The 20095-nt window shown below is 52.6% G+C and carries 19 protein-coding genes; 8 read left to right on the plus strand and 11 right to left on the minus strand.

What is annotated here, in order from left to right:
* Window positions 1–33: 33 nt before the first annotated feature.
* The 6 genes from N7E73_RS04240 to N7E73_RS04265 all read left to right on the plus strand — a co-directional run bounded on the left by N7E73_RS04240 (window position 34) and on the right by N7E73_RS04265 (window position 6065).
* Window positions 34–831, plus strand: coding sequence for a sirohydrochlorin cobaltochelatase (locus N7E73_RS04240; protein ID WP_432737782.1), 798 nt, complete (start codon window positions 34–36; stop codon window positions 829–831).
* 89 nt (window positions 832–920) lie between these two features.
* Window positions 921–2510, plus strand: a complete 1590-nt coding sequence (locus N7E73_RS04245; RefSeq protein WP_432737783.1) for an ASKHA domain-containing protein — start codon at window positions 921–923, stop codon at window positions 2508–2510.
* Window positions 2500–3831, plus strand: a complete 1332-nt coding sequence (locus tag N7E73_RS04250; RefSeq protein ID WP_432737784.1) for a small ribosomal subunit Rsm22 family protein — start codon at window positions 2500–2502, stop codon at window positions 3829–3831. Before N7E73_RS04245 ends, N7E73_RS04250 begins: the two co-directional genes overlap by 11 nt.
* A 96-nt stretch (window positions 3832–3927) precedes the next feature.
* A complete protein-coding gene (lipB, locus tag N7E73_RS04255; protein WP_432737785.1) occupies window positions 3928–4572 on the plus strand; it encodes a lipoyl(octanoyl) transferase LipB in 645 nt (214 codons plus the stop codon).
* The gene (gene lipA / locus N7E73_RS04260) at window positions 4514–5389 is read left to right on the plus strand and encodes a lipoyl synthase (protein ID WP_432737786.1); all 876 of its coding nucleotides are present in this window, start codon (window positions 4514–4516) and stop codon (window positions 5387–5389) included. The genes lipB and lipA overlap by 59 nt, the downstream gene beginning before the upstream one ends.
* 13 nt (window positions 5390–5402) lie before the next feature.
* The gene (locus N7E73_RS04265; protein ID WP_432737787.1) at window positions 5403–6065 is read left to right on the plus strand and encodes an HAD family hydrolase; all 663 of its coding nucleotides are present in this window, start codon (window positions 5403–5405) and stop codon (window positions 6063–6065) included.
* 254 nt (window positions 6066–6319) lie between these two features.
* Here N7E73_RS04265 and recJ read toward each other — a convergent pair whose 3' ends face one another.
* The 10 genes from recJ to N7E73_RS04315 all read right to left on the minus strand — a co-directional run bounded on the left by recJ (window position 6320) and on the right by N7E73_RS04315 (window position 16486).
* Window positions 6320–8047 carry a single-stranded-DNA-specific exonuclease RecJ gene (recJ, locus tag N7E73_RS04270; protein ID WP_432737788.1) on the minus strand — a complete coding sequence of 576 codons (1728 nt, stop codon included), beginning with the start codon at window positions 8045–8047 and terminating at the stop codon, window positions 6320–6322.
* A 248-nt stretch (window positions 8048–8295) separates the two neighbouring features.
* On the minus strand, window positions 8296–9183 hold the full coding sequence (locus N7E73_RS04275) for a tetratricopeptide repeat protein (RefSeq protein WP_432737789.1): 888 nt from the start codon (window positions 9181–9183) through the stop codon (window positions 8296–8298).
* A gap of 12 nt (window positions 9184–9195) precedes the next feature.
* Entirely contained in the window at window positions 9196–9888 is a 693-nt protein-coding gene (gene pyrF / locus N7E73_RS04280; RefSeq protein ID WP_432737790.1) for an orotidine-5'-phosphate decarboxylase, read from the minus strand.
* Between the two features lies 1 nt (window position 9889).
* Window positions 9890–10522, minus strand: a complete 633-nt coding sequence (gene gmk, locus N7E73_RS04285; RefSeq protein WP_432737791.1) for a guanylate kinase — start codon at window positions 10520–10522, stop codon at window positions 9890–9892.
* On the minus strand, window positions 10515–10775 hold the full coding sequence (locus N7E73_RS04290; RefSeq protein WP_432737792.1) for a DUF370 domain-containing protein: 261 nt from the start codon (window positions 10773–10775) through the stop codon (window positions 10515–10517). The genes gmk and N7E73_RS04290 overlap by 8 nt, the downstream gene beginning before the upstream one ends.
* Before the next feature lie 13 nt (window positions 10776–10788).
* Window positions 10789–11670 carry a YicC/YloC family endoribonuclease gene (locus N7E73_RS04295; protein WP_432737793.1) on the minus strand — a complete coding sequence of 294 codons (882 nt, stop codon included), beginning with the start codon at window positions 11668–11670 and terminating at the stop codon, window positions 10789–10791.
* A 20-nt stretch (window positions 11671–11690) separates the two neighbouring features.
* On the minus strand, window positions 11691–12968 hold the full coding sequence (gene mtaB, locus N7E73_RS04300; RefSeq protein WP_432737794.1) for a tRNA (N(6)-L-threonylcarbamoyladenosine(37)-C(2))-methylthiotransferase MtaB: 1278 nt from the start codon (window positions 12966–12968) through the stop codon (window positions 11691–11693).
* Window positions 12969–13024: 56 nt separating this feature from the next.
* The gene (locus N7E73_RS04305; RefSeq protein WP_432737795.1) at window positions 13025–14248 is read right to left on the minus strand and encodes a DEAD/DEAH box helicase; all 1224 of its coding nucleotides are present in this window, start codon (window positions 14246–14248) and stop codon (window positions 13025–13027) included.
* Window positions 14249–14388: 140 nt separating this feature from the next.
* Entirely contained in the window at window positions 14389–15378 is a 990-nt protein-coding gene (locus tag N7E73_RS04310) for a class I SAM-dependent methyltransferase (RefSeq protein ID WP_432737796.1), read from the minus strand.
* Between the two features lie 250 nt (window positions 15379–15628).
* Window positions 15629–16486, minus strand: coding sequence for a ribonuclease H-like domain-containing protein (locus tag N7E73_RS04315; protein WP_432737797.1), 858 nt, complete (start codon window positions 16484–16486; stop codon window positions 15629–15631).
* Between the two features lie 234 nt (window positions 16487–16720).
* On the opposite strand from N7E73_RS04315, the gene N7E73_RS04320 reads away from it, so the two are divergent.
* Together N7E73_RS04320 and N7E73_RS04325 are read left to right on the plus strand one after the other, a co-directional pair.
* Entirely contained in the window at window positions 16721–17665 is a 945-nt protein-coding gene (locus tag N7E73_RS04320; RefSeq protein ID WP_432737798.1) for a PilZ domain-containing protein, read from the plus strand.
* 29 nt (window positions 17666–17694) lie between these two features.
* Entirely contained in the window at window positions 17695–18270 is a 576-nt protein-coding gene (locus N7E73_RS04325) for a flavodoxin family protein (protein ID WP_432737799.1), read from the plus strand.
* Between the two features lie 196 nt (window positions 18271–18466).
* Here N7E73_RS04325 and N7E73_RS04330 read toward each other — a convergent pair whose 3' ends face one another.
* A complete protein-coding gene (locus N7E73_RS04330) occupies window positions 18467–19654 on the minus strand; it encodes a PLP-dependent aminotransferase family protein (protein ID WP_432737800.1) in 1188 nt (395 codons plus the stop codon).
* Between the last annotated feature and the right edge of the window lie 441 nt (window positions 19655–20095).

The raw sequence follows: 20095 nt of genomic DNA on the forward strand, positions 1-20095 counted from the left end.
AGGTAGAACAACTCAAATCAGGCAGGAGTATTGATGAAGAAAGCCATCTTGTTTGCAGCACACGGGTCAAAAAACAGGGCAGCCAGCTCGGCCCTTGGAAATATTTTGAAGATGGCCAAGGAAAGACACCCGGACGTTCTCATTCAAAGCGCTTTCACTTCCGGCCATATTCTTAAAAAGCTCAAGGAACAGGGCCAGAGTCTTCCATCAGTAAAGCAGAATCTGGAAATGCTTGCCGAAAAAGGTATCACCCACGTAGTTGTACAATCGCTGCACGTAATTCCCGGAACAGAATTCAACAACATCAGCCGCCTGATAGATCGAGTAAACCGTGGCGAAATACCTTTGCAAAAAGTTGTCCTCGGCGCCCCGCTGCTTACCGGAGAACAGGAAATAGACGAAGTTTCGGACATGATTCTCAACCTGATCCCGGAACGAGATCCGCAGACCGAAGCTCTTATCCTTGTGGCCCACGGCTCCAAGTATTCGGACAGCGGCAATGCCCTGTACGACAGATTCAAACATGCGCTGGAGACCAAGGACAGTAACGCATACCTCGGCAAACTGAACGCCGAAGACGGAATTGAAGCTATCAGCGACAGGATAAGGAAATCCGGCATAAAGAAAGCCTACCTGCTGCCCCTGCTCTTCGGAGCCGGCAACCATGTAAAGAAGGATATGGCCGGGGACCACGACGGATCATGGAAGAACATCGTATCTTCGCGCGGCATAGAGGTTGTCACAGTACCGCGCGGGATAGGTGAGTTCGACATCTTTGCCGAACGCTGGATGGACAATCTGGAAAAAGCCTTCAGAGAACTGGAAAACTGAGCTCCGACAAACAGAGTTCCTTGCCAATGTTCCGCACCGCATATAACATTATGCAGGTGCGGTTAATTTTTTTGCCGGATACATAAATTATGAACAACTCCATTACCGTGCACCTTCATGACGGAAAAGTCATGAACCTTGCGCCAGCAACCGGACTGAATCTGGCCCAGCTTCTTTTTTTGAACGGGGCCTTTCAGGGGGTTCCCCTGTGCTCAGGGATGGGCCGTTGCGGGTTGTGCCGAGTAAAATTTGAATCCGCCCCCCCTGCTCCGCGCAAGGAAGAGATAAAGAAGTTCAGCGCGGAGGAAATCGAATCCGGCTGGAGGCTTTCCTGTCTGCACACGGCAGCAGCGGCAACAATTTTCCTGCCTGAACCAGAGCGGGTTGTCCCCAGAATTTCCGACAAATTTTCAGCAACCAGACCTGAAGAACTGAAGCAACACCGGGATCTGGCCCTTGCCGTAGACCTCGGCACAACCGGATTACACTGGGCCTTCACCTCAAACGGACAGATCGTAAAATCAGGGCAGGAGCTAAATCCACAGATCGGGCTCGGCAGTGAAGTCATGTCCCGCCTTGCCTTTGCCTCTGTCCCGCAGCAGTGCCTGGTCCTTTCCCGGCTGATAACCGACCGGCTGAAGGAAATCATTGCCGAGACCGGCCCTGTAGAGGAAATGGTTATCGCCGGAAACCCGTCCATGACCAGCATTCTGGCCCGCTGTGATGTGGGTGGGCTGAGCAGTGCACCCTATTCCCTGCCCCATAAGGGCGGAAACGTTATTTTCCTTGACAAGGACCTGCCGCAGGCCTACATCCCGGCCCACCTTGCCCCATTCGTCGGGGCCGACATAACCGCCGGGGTCGTGGCCCTGAACTTCTCAGGACCTGAACCGGAATACCCGTACCTGTTCGCCGATCTTGGAACCAACGGGGAGTTCGTACTGGCCCTTGCAAGGGACAGATACATTGTTTCTTCCGTACCCATGGGTCCGGCACTGGAAGGAGTCGGCCTCAGCAACGGACGTACCGCAGGTCCCGGAGCTATATCAGCTTTCACCCTTAGCCCTATGGGACTTGCCCCGTCATTCATCCGCAACGAAGACGGCAGTACAAAAAACAACAATACACTGCCCGGCATAACCGGAACCGGTTACCTGTCACTCTGCTCCCTGCTGCTGAAAGCCGGGGTGCTGACCAGAGAGGGCCAGTTTGCCGCGGGCAATACGCCACTGGCCGCCCGCCTTGCCAACAATCTCACAGAGGTAAAAGGCACTCCGGCCCTGAACCTCGGCATCGCAGACGGACTCGTGCTTCCGGCAACAGATGTCGAAGAGATCCTGAAAGTCAAGGCGGCGTTCAACCTTGCCATGTCAGCCCTGCTGGCAGAGGCGGGGCTTGCTCCCTCCGACCTCAGGCAGCTGATTCTTGGCGGGGCCATGGGCCAGCATGTAAACGTTAACGACCTGGTGGCGACAGGTTTTATTCCTGCTGAAACAGCCCGTATAACCCGGACAGCAGGTAACACCTCCCTTGCGGGAGCAATAATTCTCACCAACAATAAAACAAGTCGGGACTTTGCCTCATCCCTGCCGCAGCACTCAACCGTGCTGGAACTGGCCGGAAAAGAAAACTTCGGGCAAAAGTATCTCGAAAGGATGATATTTCAATATGTCTATTAAAGTAAGCTCACTCTTTCCGCTACCTACAGCGGAAATCTCAAAGGAACTGGACAGTTATGTCCGTATCCTTGACAAGATCGTCCCCCTCAAGTCCAGATTCCAGCAGGAAATCCAGTACGCCGTGCGCGACCTTTCACGTGCGCTGACCGGGGAACGCTCCAGCCTGTCCAACGACTACATGGGCGATCCGCGCAGCCTGAACGCATATCTGCGTTACTTCCTGCCCTGGAACCTGTATCGCCTCGCCCGCCTGTTTCAGGGACTGGACATCGACCTGCCCGACGGCGGTGTGGTTGCAGACCTCGGAGCCGGACCGCTCACCGTGGCACAGGCCCTGTGGATCGCAAGGCCGGACCTGCGCAGCAAAAAGCTGACCTTCATAAACGTGGACCGCACTCCAAAGCCCATGCGTGAAGGGGCCAACCTCTTCTCCGAACTGGCCGGACAGGACAGCCCGTGGAAGATGGTCAACGTCAAAGGTGGGTCCACTTCCAAAATCCGCGAAAAGGCCGACCTGCTCGTAACAGCCAACATGGTGAATGAAGCTTCAGCCGGAACCCGCATTCCCCTGCCGGTCTGGGCGGAGAACTTCTGCCACTCCATGGCCACCAAGCTGGCCCCGGGCGGACGAATCCTGATTATCGAGCCGGGTATCCGCCGTTCCGGGCGCGTTCTATCCGTTATCCGCGAAGAGTTCATTGAAGCCGGATACTCCATTCTCGGCCCCTGCACCCACGCCGGGGAATGTCCCATGAGCGGCGATCAGGGCAAGGCATGGTGTCATTTCAATTTCGACTCCGACCATGCCCCAAAATGGCTGCAGGAGCTTTCCGCCCGCTGCAGGCTTGAGAAGGACAACGTCAGCCTCAGCTTTCTGTACGTCGGACAGTACAATGACGAACCGGAACAGGCACGCGAAGGGGAAATACTCATTCGCGCCATTTCCGATTCCTTCCGCCTTGATGAAGGCGGATTCGGTCAGTACGGCTGTGCCGAACCCGGACAGATTCTGCTGGTGGCCAGAGGCGGAGCGAAGACTTTATATCCCGGCGGAATTATTGGTATGCCCCTGCCCGAGGAAGATAAAAAGGATGCCAAGTCCGGTGCAATGATAGTAGACCTGCCTGTTCGTGATCAGGACAAAAAAAGAGGACCGAAGCCCGACGGCAAACCTTTTGAAAAACCGCAGCCCAAACGGAATGGTAAAAGGCCTGAGCGGGATGGCAATAGGCCTGCAAGAGGCGGCAGTAGGCCTGAACGTGGTGACAAAAAGACCGAACGTCACCAGTCCAATGGACAGGTTCGCAGACCTAAAAAATAAATCTGCTATAAGATAAATTAAATGCCACCGGCGGTTATTCCTCCGGTGGCATTGTTGAAATTTAGGTGAAATATCAAGGCTAGTAAGGATAATCCTGTGGAATTTATTGATCTGGGACTGATTCCCCACGATGAAGCTGAAAAAATTCAGCTGGAACGCCTGAATCAGGTTATGGAAGGCACAGCCGGAGATGCACTTTTCCTGCTAGAACACCCTCCGGTAGTGACCCTCGGCAGGCAGGGCGGACTTGAGAACCTGCTCATCAGCGAAGAAGCCCTGAAACAGATGGGTGCCGAGGTGGTCCAGACCGCGCGTGGGGGCAACATCACCTGTCATTACCCGGGCCAGTTGGTTGCTTACCCGGTCATGCGCATAGAAAAACGGCGCGGTGGAATAAAGAAATTCTTTTATGACATGGAAGAAACCGCCATCCGCACCGCCGCGCATTTCGGAGTAGAGGCTGTAAGAAGCGAAGGCAGGCCCGGAGTCTGGGTCGGCCCCGGAAAACTCTGCTCCATCGGCATCGGGGTCAAAAAATGGATCACCTATCATGGCTTGTCCTTCAACGTTTCCCGAGATATGAGACTTTTCGACGCCATCACCCTGTGCGGGCTGCACGGCGCACATCCCACGTCCCTGTCCAGAGAGGCGGGTCGCGATATTGATACCGAGGAAGTAAAAAATGTCTTCAGAGAAGAATTCAGAAAAATATTTGCGGATTCCGCCGTGGCTGCGGGTTAAGCTGCCCACCGGAAAAACTTTCAACAGCACGGCCAAGCTGCTTGCGGACCTCAACCTGAACACGGTCTGCCAGAACGCCAAGTGCCCCAACTGCTGGGACTGCTTTTCGCGCAAGGTGGCGACTTTCCTGATCATGGGCAACAACTGCACCCGCAACTGCGCTTTCTGCAACATCTCCCCCGGAAAGATTGATCCGCTGGATATTGATGAGCCGCGCCGCGTTTCCGAGGCAGTAACCCGCCTTGGACTCAAATACGTGGTCATAACCTCGGTCACCCGCGACGACCTGCCTGACGGCGGTGCCGCCCACTATGCGGAAACTATCAACCGCATCCACGCCGACCACCCGGATTGCACCATTGAAGTCCTCATCCCCGATTTCAAAGGCAATCTCGACGCACTCAAGGCCGTTATTGCCGCTGGCCCGGATGTCATCAACCACAACGTTGAAACCCCTCCCGACCTGTATGGTGAAATCCGCCCGCAGGCCGACTATAAGCAGAGCCTTGAATTGCTGGAACGGGTTAAAAAACTGAGCTCCATACACGCCAAATCAGGCCTGATGGTAGGACTGGGCGAAACGGACGAACAGGTCTACAAGGTTATCGACGATCTTGCAGCCATAAACTGCGACATCATCACCATCGGCCAGTACATGCGGCCGTCTAAACATCATCCCGCAGTAAAGAGATACGTTGAGCCCGCTGTCTTCGACGAATATGCCGAATACGGCAAGAAGCTGGGAGTACCGCACATGTTCTGTGCACCGCTTGTTCGAAGCAGTTTTAACGCTGCTGAGGCATTTGAGAAGTTGTAAAAAGAGGGTTACCATGAACAAACCAATCAATTTCACCGCCGCGATTTTTGACCTTGATGGAACCCTGCTCAACACCCTTGGCGAGATCGCGACCGCCTGCAACTCGGCTCTTTCCCGTCGTGGATACCCTGAACACCCACAGGAAGCCTATCGCCGTTTTGTCGGAAGTGGAGCAAAAGTTCTGGCTCTGCGCGTCCTGCCGGACGAAAAACGCAATCCTCAGGAACAGGAAATACTATTCAATTTTATCGTGGAGGAATTTGCCCGATTCCAAAATTCCATTGCCCGCCCGTATGACGGGGCCATGGACATGCTTTCCGCGTACACAATGGCAGGGAAAAAAATTGCCGTGTTATCGAACAAACCGGAACAATTCACCATTGAGGCAGTATCACAACTTCTTCCCGGAGCAGACTTTTTCAAAGTATGCGGAGGACGTCAGGATATACCCCTGAAGCCGGAACCGGATTATGCCCTGAAACTGGCGGCAGACATGGGTATCGCCCCCAAGGAGATAATCTTCGTAGGAGACTCCGACATAGACATGAAAACCGCCTGCAATGCCGGAATGTTTCCCGTAGGCGCGGCATGGGGATTCAGGGGAGCTGAAGAACTCCGGGAGGCGGGAGCAAAACTGGTTTTGGACAGTCCAGTTGAGCTTATGGGCCTGCTATAAGCTCAAAAAGTTGCTTGTAGTTCACTCCTTTTTACTTATTTCGAACAGGTCATACCCATTTTAAAAGATGTGCTTCATTTAAAGACAGAGACGTAATAGACCAAACCGCAACGGCCCTCAGGCTGTTGCGGTTTAATTTTGAGGGGTTGACTACCAGGGCGATGCGCAAAGCATACAATAGCGCATTTAGATAGAGTGTATATGCCCCACTTTCCATAAATCACTAGGAACAACTTGTCCCGGAGGCATCAACCCTACCGCCGTTTATAATCCCGAACAGTAAGTTCGATAGTGGGAATGCCGTTGAATTTATCAATCTTGGGGGAAAAGGCAAAACGCATGGTCGTGCCGATGAGTTCCGAGCCGAGCTCTTCGGCCATACGCCACGCCTTTGCGGGCATGCGTCTGGTCCTCGACTTGTCGGCGACTGTGAGTTTGACGTGCTCCCTGCCCATGGGACGCCGCTCAAGCACTTCCACGGGCGGGGTGGTAAAGACGGGTTCAGGGTTGCCCATGCCGAAGGGTTGCATGAGTTCAAGCTCCTTGAGCAGGACGTAATCAATCTGCTCAAGGGGCAGTTCGCGGTCGACCTTAAGTGTTGCTTTGAGTGGCTCGCTGCCGATCTTGTCAATGACCGCCTGGTCGAATCTTTCGCGGAATTCTGAAAGATGTTCAGCCTTGAAGGACATCCCGGCAGCCAGTTTATGACCGCCGAAATTCATGAAGAGCTCCGCCATGGTGGTCAGCCCTTCGTGTATGTGAAATTCTTTTATGGAGCGTGCCGAGCCCTTGATGACTCCGTTTTCCTCGCAGAGCATGACCGTAGGACGGTAGAATTTCTCCACCACCCTTGAGGCCACAATACCGATGATCCCCGGATGCCAACTGGAGGAATAAAGAACCAACCCTGCCCTGTTGTCCCGCCTGACATGCTCTTCTGCCTGTGCAAGAGCCTCTTCAAGGATGCGGTCCTCTTCGGCCTTGCGCTCGGCATTGAGCTCATCAAGCACCTTGGCGATGGGCCGTGCTGTTTCCATCTCTTCGCACAGCAGAAGTTCCAGTGCCTTGTGCGGATCGCCCATCCTGCCGGAAGCATTGATGCGCGGAGCCAGCCCGAAACCGACCTGCCCTGCCCCGATGGCTGCAAACATGTCATAACCGCTGACAACCTTCAGGGCGGCGATGCCGGGCCTGCGTGCATCCTTAAGCAGCAGCAGGCCGTTCTTGACCAGTATCCGGTTCTGTCCCTGCAGCTCCACCACATCGGCAATGGTACCGAGGGCGACGAAATCAAGATACTGGCGCATATCCACGGGCTCACCGGGCAGCAGCCTGTTCAGCCGGGCCATGAGCATGAAGGCCACTCCCACGCCGGCAAGCGTGGCGCAGGAACATTCCCCGAACTGACAACCATTGTACTCGGTCATGCGCGGGTTGCAGACGGCTGCGGCGGGCGGGAGTTCAGCGCCGGGAAGGTGATGGTCGGAGACGACCACGGTCATGCCCATTTCATTGGCGGCGGCAATTTCAGCATTGTTGGTGATACCGCAGTCAACAGTGAGCAGAAGCTCAACACCGTCTTCGTGAAGTCCGGAGAGACCGTTGACATTGAGGCCGTAGCCTTCCTTGAGCCGGTTGGGCAGATAATGGGCGCATTCGTAGCCACGATCCTTGAGAAAGGACTTAACCACTGCAACCGAGGTTACGCCGTCCACGTCATAATCGCCCCAGACGGCAAACTTCCTTCCCTCAGCAATGCCTTCGGCAAGAACTGCGGCAGACTCTTCCAAGCCCGGAATATCTCCGGGCTGGCAAAGATTGCGCAGTCCTGGTGAGAGAAACATATCCATTTCCCTGCTGGTCCTGAAGCCCCTGTGCCAGAGAATTTCAGCAAGCATTTCCGTAATACCCAGTTCTTCGGCAATGGCAGGAAGCGAAGCAGGGGTCTCCTCTTCGCTTCTGAGTTTCCATACTTTGGACAAAATCGGTCTCCGTGAACGGTTGTGAAGTGCAGTCGGTCCGGATATTTCACCAAAGGATGCCTCCGGCGGCCCTCCGGGGGCTTAAACCCTTTTGCAAAAGGGTTTAAGAATCCCAAAACCTTTTATCAAGGTTTCACCACTGTACTCGAGAAATTGTCATTGGATAAAAAGCAATTAAAACGCCAGACAATACCGTGTGCTCATTAATCAAAGCGATATGCACAGTTTATTTTGATGCAATATGCGGATTAAAAGTCCAGCTTGATCCCGGCAGGCGGTGTTTTGTCCTTCCGGGCAGCAGGCTTCTCCTCAGGCATAGCCGGAGTTTCATCCATGCTCACTTTACGGGGTTCATTTTCGCGATAGGACTGCAGTGCCTCGGGGCTGACCGCAGCTTCACCACGGTCATTCATGAATCCGTTTATCTTCAGGAAATCCCGGAAAAGGCAGGCTTCACCGAATTGTTCGTTGAGCATCAAAGACTTCATGAGATAGTCCACACACCCTTCAATATCCCCTTTCTCAAAATAGGCACGGGAGATATTCAGGAAGAGGTTCTCGTCATCCATGCAGAGTTCTTCAGCCCTATGGTAATAGGCAAGGGCCTGATCATACATGCCGTTCCTACGCATGCTTATGCCGAACTCGTTAAAGAGGTGTTTGTGCTCGGGAGCATAAATAGCCTGCAGGCGAATCAACCGTTTGAAGACGTCCTCCGCCCTGTCCAGCTCACCGCGGTCAAGATAAGTAAGCCCGAGCCCGAAATTGGCCCGCACATTATCCTCATCAACTTCCAAGGCCTCGCAGAACTCGTATTCCGCGCTGTAGACCTCTTCCTTGTGGCGATGCCCCTCCCCGCGAACGATACGGTCACACTGCTTACGCAGCACGGGTAAAACCCTGTAGGCATAATATTCCGGCTCAGGCTGATAGTTGGCAAGGAAACGCTCCCTGTCGATGGTCAGCTTCGGACCTGAAGGCATATCACTGCTGTTCAGGGCCTGAACCTCATATTTGCCGTCACCGATTTCCTCCACAAACCAGTAGGATTTCTGAACATCTCCCTGATCAGCTCCTATTCCGGCCCCAGGGCCTGTGCGAGAGGAAAAAACCCCGCGGGTCAGGGTTACGGACATCCGGCCTCCAATCTATCCTTCCATTTCAGCGACAATCCTGCGTGCGGCTTCGGCCGGATCATCAGCACCGGTGATAGGACGGCCGACAACCAGAAAGTTCGAACCGCGCGCCACGGCCTGAGACGGGGTAACAACGCGACGCTGGTCATCGGAGACACTGGCCGGACGGATTCCGGGAGTAAGGCAAAGGAAGTTGCTGCCGCATTTTTCCTTGATGGCCTCGACCTCAAGGCCGGAACAGACCACACCGTCCAGTCCGGCCTGCGAAGATGCAAGGGCCAGATCAAGCACAGCGGAGCCGAGTCCTTCAGGCACGGGGAAAGGAATGTCCTCTTCACTCATGCTGGTCAGAATGGTGATCGCCATGAGCAGCGGCCCGTCTTCCCCGGCGGCTCCCTCTGCGCGCCCTTCGCGGGCGGCAATGGCCATGCGCTCTCCACCGAGGGCATGCAGGCTGAGCATATCAGCGCCTGCACGGGTTGCGGAACGGACGGCCCCCTTGACCGTATTGGGAATGTCAAAAAACTTAAGGTCGACAAAGACCTTGAATCCCATTTCCTTGAAGCGGGTGATTATTTCCGGACCTTCCGCGCAGAAGAGTTCCAACCCGACTTTAACCCACGGTGCCACACCGCGTACTTTTTCAGCCATTTCAATCGCACTGCGCGCATCCTTGAAATCAAGGGCCACTACTAATTCAGACATGTTACTCCCAGGTGCTTAAAATACTTTCAAGAAGTCCCGGATTGCTGCAGGGACGGTTCTTGCCGGCAAGATAAATCGATTTAAGTTCGGAATACGCCCTCTTAAGGTCATCATTGACTATCCAGTATTCGAACTTCGGAGCGGAGGCCATTTCCTTCATGGCATTTCTCAAGCGCAGGTTGACCACCGACTCTGAATCGGTATTCCTGCTTTTGAGCCTTTTCCTCAACTCGGCGTAGGAAGGAGGCATAAGAAATACGAACACCCCGTCGGGCATGGATTCCATAAGCTGCATGCAGCCCTGAAAATCGATGTCGAAAAGAACATCCATCCCTTTGAAGAGCATCTTTTCAACGGGCTCCTTGGGAGTTCCGTAAAAATTGCCGTGGACCTCGGCCCACTCGACGAACTCACCGTTTTCAAGCTTTTCGTTGAACTCGTCTTCGTTCAGGAAATAATAGTCCTTCCCGTTCTCTTCTCCTACCCGGGGCTGACGGGTAGTGCAGGAAATGGAAAATCCGATCTGCGGGAATTCCGCCCGCAGTTTCTTGACCAGCGTGCTTTTGCCGGTTCCTGAAGGGGCGCAGAGCACAAGTACCTGCCCTTTCTTTTCGGGTCTCCTTATATCAGTCATTATCACCCTCGTCGGAAGTAAAACGGTGACCGATTGTTTCCGCCTGAATGGCCGAAAGGATCACATGATTGGAATCTGTGACGATAATGGAGCGGGTCTTACGGCCCTGAGTGGCATCAACGAGCCGCCCCTCCTGCCTTGCATCCTCACGCAGCCTGCGCATGGGTGAGGACGAGGGGTTGACGATGGTGATCACCCGGCTGGAGACCACAAAATTACCGAAGCCGATATTGAGTAAGGTTTGTTTCTGCATTACGCTAAAGCGGTTATTCTATGTTTTGTACCTGTTCACGGCACTTTTCAAGCTCGGCCTTGAATTCGACAACTATACGGCTCACTTCGGAATCCTGACACTTGTTGCCGCAGGTGTTGATCTCCCTGAAAGTCTCCTGCAGCAGGAAGTCCAGACGCTTTCCGGCATCCTGATTTCCGCGCAGAACTTCCAGAATACGCTCCAGATGGGCGTCAAGGCGGGTAATTTCCTCGGAAACATCGAGCTTGTCGGTCAGGATGGCAACTTCCTGCACCATTCTGTCCTCAATGTATTCGGCACCCAGAGTTTCCATGCTTCCGGAAACCCTTTCAATCAAAGCTGCGCGCTTGTTTTCAAGAATTTCAGGAACCTTGACCTTGATCTGCTCCGCGTAATCCTTCAGCAGGGAAAAACGTTCAGTAAGGTCGCGCACAAGGTCGTTACCCTCTTCCTGTCTGGAATCACGCCAGTTGGCGAGGGCCTTTTCCAGACCTTCGGTAATGGACTCCGCCAGTTCCGGGTCCGGTTCGCTCATGGCATCACGCCACAGGGACGAAAGACCGAGCAGCCTGTTGTAATCGGGAACAAAGGCAACCTGTTCCTCGGCAGCCATGGCCTTGAGCTGGTCAAGCATGGCCTTGGCCTGCAACCTGTTGAGGCTTACTCCCAGAAGCTCGGTGCTGAATACTTCCAGATTAAGGCCGATATCCACTCTTCCGCGGGAACCGTACTGGCGCACCAGTTTTTCCCAACGGCTCTCATATCCGCGCATGGAGTTGGGCAGACGCCATTTCAGATCAAGAAAACGGGAATTCACACTGCGGATTTCCCAAACATGGCTCCATTTATCTTCTGTGGTCTCATAACGACCGAATCCAGTCATGCTAACAGCCATTTATATAGTCTCCTTAAAGGTTACTTTCTTCTTACTATCAATTTATCGTCGTCCACTCTTACCGGGACCACTTCCACGAGTTCGCGCGGCACTTCCCCCTGAAACGGCTCGTCCAGTTCGCAGGTGGAATAAAATTCACAGATTCCTTTATTACGGTCCTGAAAAAGGACTGTCAGGGAATCCCTTTGACTGAGCATTTCAAGGAAATCCCTTTTTTTCTGCTCTACCACCTCGCGCAGGATGCGGCCCCTTTCCTTCTTGGTACCGCCGTCCAGATGTCCTTTCATTGCCGCCGCAGCGGTTCCCGGCCTTTTAGAATACGGGAAAACGTGCGCATAAGAAAGGGGCAGTTTTCGGCAAAAATCACGCGTATTGCTGAATTCTTCTTCAGTTTCCCCCGGAAAACCGGTCAGGATGTCCGCTCCCAGCCCGAAAACAGGCCATACTCCATGCAGTTTTTCCATGAAGGCAAGCACGTCACCGGGCTTGTAATGCCCACGGCCCATGCGCTTGAGCACTGAGCTGTCACCGCTTTGCAGGGAAAGGTGCAGTTGCGGACAAATGAGCCTCGAACGGGAAAAAATCTCCAGAGCTCGGTCATCGAGCTGTCCCGGCTCCAAAGAGCTGATGCGCAGCCGGGCACGGCCTCCCCATTCTGCGGCGAATTCGTCCTCGATACGTTCCATGAGATCCCAGAAATCGATCCGCTCGGAAAAATCACGTCCGTAATGGCTGAGGTTGATGCCGCTGATGACCATTTCACGGAAACCGGCTTCAAGAAGACGGCTGATTTCACCCAGCACGTCAGCAACTCCACGGCTCACACTGGGGCCGCGGGTAATGGGAACAATGCAGTAGGTACAGCGGTGCGAACAGCCGTCCTGCACTTTGACCACCGCCCGTGCCCGCTGGTAATCCTTGATCTCAAAGGGCTGGAAAACAGTTTTCTTTTCCTTTCTGCTCCGTCTGTCTTCAAGCTTGAGCAGCTCGGCCTTGCGCTCCTGTGGAATTACTTCGCTGACTCCGGGAAGTTCGGAAAGCTCATCGGCAAAAACCTGTGCTGCACATCCGGTAATAATTATTTTCGCAGAAGGATTGCGGCGGTTAAGCGCCCTCACGGTCTGGCGCAGGTCGCGCAACGCCGATGCAGTTACCGCACAGGAGTTGATGACAACCTCGTGGGCATCTTCTTCGCTGGCGGCCTGCTCATAGCCCATCTGCAGCCAACGCTGCCGGATGGACTCACTCTCGTATTGATTTATTTTACACCCAAGGGTGGTAAGCCAGAATTTATTCATTGGTATATTCCGTTTGATCGGGACCGTATAACACGGACCCACCCAATATAAAACAGTTAGTTTCCGCCCTTGCGCCCGCCTTTTCTGCGCGGGCCGCCTTCATGCTTCTTCGGCGCAGGAATTTCATCCGGAACGGAAAAAGACGGTTTGGGGACCTTGTAGTTGAACTCGTCAAGGTAATGCAGCCGCAGGCTATATCCAAGGCCGTCTTCGATTTCGGCGAGTTTTTCCCTTTCTTCGGGACTGCTGAACAAAAAGGATGTCCCGGTGCGTTCCACTCTGCCGGTCCGGCCGATGCGATGAATGTAAATCTCCACGGAATCGGGCATATCGTAGTTTATGACGTGGGATATACCGCTGCAGTCAATGCCGCGAGCGGCGAGGTCGGTGGCGACCAGTATATTGAATTCGCCGTCCTTGAATCCGTCCAGAGCCCGCTGACGCTTGCTCTGGGAAAGATCTCCGTGCAGGTCCACCGCCTTCAGACCGGACTTCTCCAGCCGCTGGGCCAGCCTTCGAGCCCACCTTTTGGTGCGTACAAAGACAAGCACACTCTCAAAATCAAGCCGCGTGAGCAGGAATCGCAAAAAGGACTGTTTCAGGTGCAGAGGAACAGGACAGCACAACTGCTTAACGCCTTCTGCGGCGACATTGTGCTCCACCTTGACGGTTTCGGGCTCCTTAAGAATCCGTTCGGCAAGACCAGCTACTGATTCCGGCATGGTAGCGGAAAACATCAGGTTCTGGCGTTTCTCGGGCAGAATGTCCAGAATCCTGCGAACGTCATCCATAAACCCCATATCGAGCATGCGGTCGGCCTCGTCGAGAACGAGGGTTTCAACCGCGGAAAGATCTATCTCCCCCCGGCCTATGAGGTCCAGCAGCCGTCCGGGACAGGCGGTGACCACGGTCACTTTCTTCACTTCACTGGCCTGTTTTGCAATACCGGCACCGCCGTACACGGCAGCACACCTTATTCCGGTCTGCTGGCCGAGGGTAAAAAATGTCTGGTGGATCTGCACCGCAAGCTCCCGCGTGGGAACTAACACCAGAACACGCACCGGGCCGCGCTTGGGGGCATCAGCATCCAGCAGCCGCTGCAAAACAGGCAGCACGAAGGCTGCTGTCTTGCCGGTTCCGGTCCGGGCCAACCCCATGACATCCCGACCGGCCAACGCGGCAGGAATCACCCGCCCCTGAATCGGAGAGGGAGAAGTGTACCCGGCAGCACGTATGCCGGACACCAGGCGAGTGTCAAAACCGTAAATGTCAAAACCCAACTGACTGCTCCACAAACACATAAATTATATATTAACCGGCATACGCCGGACAAAACATCCTGATACACAAAAAGTAAAACGCGCCCTGAAGGGCGCGCGGACTATGATATATTTATGTGGAGCTGTAAAGCTTTCAACGCCTACCAGCGGCGCGGCAGCCTTCGCTGAGCCCATTCACTCAGGTATGGCAGAAGCTCTTCTCCAAGTTTATGCAGCGGGACAATATTTCCTTCTATTATGATACCCTGCGGAAAAAGGTTCATGTCATGATATTCCTTGGGGCCCTGAAAGGCTGTATTCTTGGCCAGAAGCACGGATACGTTCAGATCCTTGCAGAATGCAATCAGTCCTTCGGGGAAGAACGCGGCATCCTTGAGATTTTTACCCAGTGTGCGGAACAGGGTCTTACAGATTGAAACAAAATGTTCGCGCCGCAGGGGCTGGTGCATGGCAGCTACGGTTTCGTTTGAAACAAAAGTTACCACCTTGTCCACCAGAGGAGCATAGTTCCGGCTATCGCGGGCATCGCCGAGAATGATTTCCGCTATGTCGAGTTCCTTGAAAATCTTGTAACTCTGCAGGCCGACCATCTTATCATACTCAATGCCGTAGAGCGTGATATTGGTGAACCCGTTTCTACGGGCATGAATATGCTGTGCCAGAAGCAGAATGCCGGTTCCGGTTCCGATATCGAGCCCGACATACTCATCCATTTCAAGAAGTCTGGGAGAAATATTCTGGGTAATGATGGAACGGATGATGTGGCTGGTCTTGGTCACATCTGCAAGCATGCGCAGGGAGAAGGACCACTGGCGCAGGTAATTCATGAGCTCAATATCATCATCAGGCTCATTCAGACTGCGGTGGCGGCTGAACATCTCACAAAGGCGGCTGACTTCAACAAGCGGGACGGGGTCATGGAATCCGCCTTTCTGCACGTAACAGTAGAAGAATTTCAAGACCATACCCATGATCAGAGTGTCCGTAATTTTGACATCCGGGTTACTGAGCATGTCCACATCGTCCATAAGCGGACGGTCATCATAGTTGGACGGATCAATAACCAAATCGTCTAGAGAGATGAAAGGATGGTAGACCTTGCCAGCTTCCATTACGCTCTGCTCCTGCATCTTTGTTTCTCCTTGTCGAACATCAATATAAAAAACCTTTACGGCATGCTTTACCTACTTCCAACCGGATGCACAGACCGTACCCAAACCGTCAAAGAAGCACTTACACACCATTAAAATCGCTCACGCTTACATTTCAACACCCTTATTTTAAAAACTAAAATTCAAAAACAAAAGGCCGTCCCCTAACGCGAGAACGGCCTGAAATGGCAATAATTTCCCTGAAATCTGGTACAGGGCTAAAAAAAGTCTAGAACTTCCTGAACGATCCTGCCGCCATATATTTTCCCCTGATGGCATCCACCACGGCACGATGAGCGCGGTAGGGATTAACCGGTTCAGGCTTCTCGGCAATAGGCTCAAGCTGATGCTGGGGAAAACGCTCAATGTGCATATTGTAGCCCCTGATCATGAGATTCTCAAGGTTTACACTATCCAGCACGTTATAGGCGAGCAGGGTTTCTAGGGCCCGCTCATCGCCATGCATTTCATATTCATTCCAGAGCAGTACCGCAAAATACCCATCAAGGCCCTCAGCATCACCGCGATCCATTCCGAAATAATGTTCAATTCCCTTAAGGCCGCCAGTTATGCCCAGTGCCCTGAAAACGAACCGCAGGTCGATATGGGCAGCATCAACCTTGATTCCGAAATATTTTTCAATGAACGGAACATCGAAGCACTTGCCGTTGAAACTCACGATAAGCGGATAACGTGCTATTTCAGCCTCAAAATCATATAAATTCTTGCCCTGCACGTATGTCTTGATCTCGCTTCCGTTCCAGAGGGCGATGGTGGTTATATCGCAACAATGGGCATCTGTTCCGGTGGTTTCAATATCTATGTAGGCCACATTGTCCCGGAAATGGGAATACAGTCGCCACTGGTCGGAAGCTGGAAGACGGTCCGCAAACCATCCGGCGTCACTCTCATTGAGTTTGCGCATGGACTCGTCGCAGCCCCTTTCCAGTTCGCTCATCTTTGCGGCTGAAACCGGAACCGAGGTGCCTCCGATTATATCATTCCAATGGCTGACCCCGGACTGCCAGATCTTGGCTTCCGTGGTTACTCCTATTCCCTTGAGGTGGCAGAATGTTCTTTCGAGCATTGTATAAGGCCCTGTATTTAGGTTCCGTTTCGAGTCTTCGGCAGATAAAATACCACCGGAGAATCAGGTCAATCAGACGGTACAACAACCGCCCACAGTCGAGCTGATTATCCATAATAGCGATGTTAGTCCAGCCTTTACGCAACATTGACATTAATGCATGTCAAACATACATAGAAGGATGCTGAAAAGTTGTCTCAGTATGTCATAATAGCCATTACAGGAAAATTGACAATGGATTATTCAGACCTCACCCAACTGCTTGACCGCCTGAACTCGTCTGTCCTTGTCCCGGCACAACGTTTTTTCGAGACACTGCCGCCGGAAGCCATACCTATAATACTTGCGGCAGCGGGCGGTTTAGCTTTTCTGGCGGCCCTTGCCGCTTATCTGCTGTTGCGTCCGGCAAAAAAACAGCAGGTCCGCTCCCCGCAAAACCCGGAAGACTTTGCTGATTTTTTCAAAAAAAACGGTACAATAATGGACATTGCTGCTGCCGGGCTCACTGAAAGAATAATCGGCAGGGCTGTTGTGACCAAGATAAAAGACGATGGAATACGGCTCGAAATAATTGAAGATACCGGAATTTCAAAGGTTACAGCCCCGGCAGAACTTACCCTGATGTTTCCTCCCGAAAGGTTCGGAACTTCACGAGTAAACGCTTTCAACTCAAAGATACAGAACCTTGACTGCAATGAAGACGGATGCGGCAGAGTGCTGCTGACCCCGCCTTCGGGATTCGCACTGGTTAAAAGACGTCAGCATAAACGCAAGCGCGTGGTGGACCAGCAGTTCATCAGGGTCAAGATATGGCGCGGAAAACCCAAAGGCGATGCCATGGCATTTGCTGATGCCGCCCCGGACCTTGCAGTTAATTCCTACGACCCCCGGGCCTCCGGGCACGAGATAAACCAGGTCATAAACATCTCCAACGGCGGGATAGGGGTCAGTGCCCATCAGGGGTTGATAGACAAGAAATTCAACATAAATGATGATGTGCTTATCAACATCTTCATGTTCAACTTCCGTCAGAAAATATTCAAACCATACTGGTATGCCGGGCGTATCCGTTCCATAGAAGAGCTGGACGGTACTTCATACCGCATCGGAGTTCAGTTCACCATGAACGGTATAATGCGCGATGAAACCGAGCAGAACATTGACTGGTCCGGCATCTGATACCGGTCAACCAATTTCAGGAGAAAGACATGAAAGCAGTAGCCTTCAACGCAAGCGCCCGTAAAGGCGGAAACACATCCATCATGCTCGAAGCTGTCCTCGCCCCTCTCAAAGCGGCTGGCGTAGAGACAGAACTCATCGAACTCGGGCCCAAACCTCTTTCAGGCTGTATCGCCTGCTACAAGTGTTTTGAGCGGAAGGACGGAAAATGTGCCATCAAAAACGATGACATGAACGAACACATTGCCAAAATAATCGAAGCCGATGCCATAATCCTCGGCTCCCCCACCTACTTTGCCGATGTGACCACCAACATGAAATCCCTCATCGACCGTGCCGGAATGGTCACCCGTGCCAGCGGCAACCTCCTTGCCCGCAAGATCGGCGCAGGTGTAGCCATAGCCCGCCGGGCCGGTTCAATTCACGTTTTCAATTCCATCAACCACTTCTTCTTCATCAGCGGCATGATCGTACCCGGATCAACCTACTGGAACGTCGGATTCGGACGCGAACCGGGTGATGTTGAAAAGGATGTGGAAGGTATCGAGACCATGAAAAATCTGGGCGAAAACATCGCCTGGCTGCTCGAAAAAACCGCTAAGTAGATTGCCTTAAAAATAACTTGAATACAAAAAAGCCCTGCTGAAGTTATTCAGCAGGGCTTTTTTTATCTGTATAATTTATCAAGCCACGCGGCGAAGACCTGTCAAAAGTTTTTGAAAAGTCCAGAGAAACTTTTTACAAAAAGTTCCTTTGGTCCCCGAAGGGCCGCCGGAGGTCTCCTTTTATAATTATTCCTTACTAGTTAGCAAGAAAGTCCTTGATTCCGGCACCGAGACGTTTGATGCCTTCCACGATGCGTGCTTCATCGGAGTTGGAGAAGTTGAGGCGGAAAGTATTCTCGCCGGTTCCATCCACGTAGAACGGACGTCCGGGAACAAACGCAACTTTGTTCTTGATCGCTTCGTCGAAGAGATCCATGGAAGACATTCCTTCGGGCAGGGTTACCCACAGGAACATTCCGCCTTCTGGACGGGTCACCTTTACTTCTGCGGGGAAGTACTCCTCAATCGACTTGACCATCACTTCACGCTGGTTGCCGTAACGCTCACGGATTTTCTCAATGTGATCATCAAGGGAGAAATCGGTCACATAACGATGAATTACGCGCTGTGCGAATGTGCTGGTATGCAGGTCGGAAGCCTGCTTGGCGATAATCATCTTGTCACGAATATCACCGGGGCAGACCATCCAGCCCAGACGGAAACCGGGGGCCGCAACCTTGGAGAAGGAACCAAGCAGGATACCGTTTTCTTCAAGGAATCCACGGACTACAGGCTTGTGGAAATCGCCCATGAAGCGCAGCTCACCATAAGGATCATCTTCCACGAAGATAATATCGCGCCCGCTGAGGATTTCGGCAACGCCCTTACGCTTTTCAGGGCTGTAGGTCAGGCCGGAGGGATTCTGGAAATTGGTGACGGCATAGAACATCTTTATTTCGTTTTCATCGAGCACCTTTTCGAGCTCGGAAAGATCAGGACCGTCGTTTTCCAGACCTACGGTCAGGAAATTTGCCTGAAAAATTGAAAAGGACTGGATTGCTCCAAGATACCCGGGACGCTCGATGAGAACGTTGTCCCCGGCATTCAGGAAAACCTTGCCGAGAAGGTCCAGACACTGCTGGGAGCCGGAAGTGATGAGAATCTCATCGGCATCGACATCAATGCCCTTCTTTTCCTTGTAACGGTCAGCAATATACTGCCGCAGGGGCTGGAAACCTTCAGTGGTGGAGTACTGCATGGACTGGGGTCCGGTTTCCTCCATGACTTTCACGGCAGCAGCTTCAAGGTCCGACACCGGAAAAAGTTCCGGGTTGGGCAGTCCGCCGGCAAAAGAAATAATGGACGGGTCTTCAGTTACCTTAAGAATTTCGCGAATAAATGACCGGTGAACGGTAGCCATGCGGTCGGCAAATTTTACAGGCATGGGAGCCTCCTTGGAGAATATGGTAGTGCCGCAATCATCAGCATGCAGTAATCCCTGCAATCCGGAAACAAGAACCGGAAAGGATCGTCGGCAATTCCTTGCTTTTGTAAGGGGTAACAGCCTCCTGAAAAGAAGCTTTCAGGACTAAAAGAACAGTAATCCAACGTTGAAAAAAATAGAGCCTACTCATTTTCGTACGGATGGCAAGTAACAAAACACATTTTATCGACAAGTACAGTAAAACAGCTCTCCGGTACACCTCGTGCTGATCTTTTAGTAGTCCTGGTCAAACATATGTCAATGCATTACCGGAAGAATCAGAATGTAACAGCCATCTTTCACCATTCAATCGTTATACAGAACGTATGAAACACCGTCTGTTTTATTTACTATTTTAGTTATGACTGAATTCATAAAAATAATGGGGAGGCAGACCGGGCA

This window comes from Maridesulfovibrio sp. FT414, from assembly GCF_050916235.1.
Classification (GTDB): Bacteria; Desulfobacterota; Desulfovibrionia; order Desulfovibrionales; family Desulfovibrionaceae; genus Maridesulfovibrio.